The following is a 1,991-nucleotide window of genomic DNA, read 5'->3' as shown; positions in this document are numbered from 1 at the left end:
ACCTCCGCCACCCCGTCCGCTTCCACGACGCCCTCACCACCGCCGCACCCACCACCGACCTCTTCCTCGAACTCGGCCCCGACCCCGTCCTCACCACCTTCGCCACCGAGACCACCCCCACCGTCCCGGCGCTGCCCACCCTGCGACGCAACCGGCCGGAACCCACCACCGCCCTCACCGCGGCCGCCCACCTGCACGTCAACGGCACCGACATCGACTGGGCCGCCACCCTCACCGGACAGCCCAGGACCGTCGACCTGCCCACCTACGCCTTCCAGCGGGAACGGCTGTGGGCGCAGCCCCCCGTGGACCTGCCGCGTGACGTGACGGGGCTGGGGCTCAGCGTGGCGGAGCATCCGTTGCTCGGAGCGGCGGTTCCGCTCGCGGACGGCGCGGGAACCGTCCTGACCGGGCGTCTGTCCCTGGCCACCCACCCCTGGCTGGCCGACCACGCGGTCTTCGACACGGTCATCGTCCCCGGCACCGCCTTCATCGAGCTGGCCGTCCACGCGGCCGACGTGACGGGCCTCGACACGATCGAGGAGCTCGTCCTGCACACGCCGCTGGTCCTCACCGCCCGCGACGCCGTACAGCTGCAGGTCGTCGTCACCGGCTCCCAGGGGGTGCCGGAGAGCCACGCGGTGGAGATCTACTCCCGTCCCGGTGACGGCTCCGGGAGGTGGACCCACCACGCCGGTGCGACCCTGACCAAGGGCGGTCCCCAGGAGGAGGCGGCCGACCTGACGGTGTGGCCGCCGGTCGGCGCGGAGCCGGTCGAGGTGGGGACGGTCTATCCGGTCCTCGACGAGGCGGGGCTGCGGTACGGCCCGGCGTTCCGGGGGTTGCGTGCCGCCTGGCAGCGCGGCGAGGAGTTGTTCGCCGAGGTCGCCCTGCCGGAGCCGTACGCGCAGGACGCGGCCGGCTTCGGGGTGCATCCCGCGTTGCTGGACGCCGCGGTGCACCTGCCCGCGCTGCGGGGGCTGGCCGACGTGCCGGAGGGCGGCAACCGGTTGCCGTTCGCCTGGAACGGCGTACGGCTGCACGCCTCCGGCGCGACCACGCTACGGGTCCGGGTGGTGATGTCTGATTCGGGGTCGTTGACCCTGTACGCGGCCGACGCCACGGGGGCACCCGTCGTCTCGATCGACGCGCTCGTCGCCCGGCTCGTCTCGGCGGATCAGCTGAAGGAGGCGGAGCCCGCCACGGAGAACGGCCTGTTCCAGGTCGAGTGGTCCGAGCTGGCTCCGGGGGTTCCCGGACGTCAGGCCTGGGCCGTACTCGGGGATCGGGAGCTGTACGACGGGCTCAGGAAGACCGGGGTGACCGCCTCGCTCTTCGCCGACCTGGACTCGCTGACCGACGCCGTTTCCGCCGGGGAGCCCGTCCCTGCCTTCGTCGTGCTCGCGGTCTCCTCCCAGGACGATCCGGTGGCCGGAGCGCACGACAACGCGGAACGGGTGCTGACCGTACTACGGGAATGGGTCGAACGATGGGACGACGGACGGCTGCTGGTCCTGACCAACGGCGCCGTCACCACGGGCGAGGAACCCTCCGACCTGTCCACCGCTCCGGTCTGGGGATTGACCCGTTCGGCGCAGACCGAGCATCCGGGACGTGTGCTGCTGGCGGACCTGGACGGCGCGGCGTCGTCGCTGGAAGGGTTGCCGTCGGCGGTCGCCGCGGCGGTGGCCGCCGAGGAACCGCAGTTCGCGGTGCGCGCGGGGGTCACCCTCGTTCCCCGGCTGGTTCCTCTGCGTGTCCCCGAGGTCTCCGAGGGGCTCGGGCTGGATCCTGAGGGGACGGTGTTGATCACCGGTGGTCTCGGCACCCTCGGCGCCACCATCGCCCGCCACCTCGTCACCACCCACGGCACCCGACACCTCATCCTCACCGGCCGACGCGGACCCCACACCCCCGGCGCCGACCACCTCCACACCGAACTCACCACCCTCGGCGCCCACGTCACCATCACCGCCACCGACACCACCGAC

The 1,991-nt window shown here is 72.9% G+C and carries 1 protein-coding gene; it reads left to right on the top strand.

Translation table 11 applies throughout. The features are described 5' to 3' along the window. A partial coding sequence (locus ACFYY8_RS42080; RefSeq protein ID WP_390050692.1) for a polyketide synthase dehydratase domain-containing protein occupies positions 1-1,991 on the top strand: 1,991 nt, incomplete at both ends.

Source organism: Streptosporangium sp. NPDC001559 (assembly GCF_042893955.1).
Classification (GTDB): Bacteria; Actinomycetota; Actinomycetes; order Streptosporangiales; family Streptosporangiaceae; genus Streptosporangium.
This window is presented reverse-complemented; position numbering and strand designations above follow the sequence as displayed.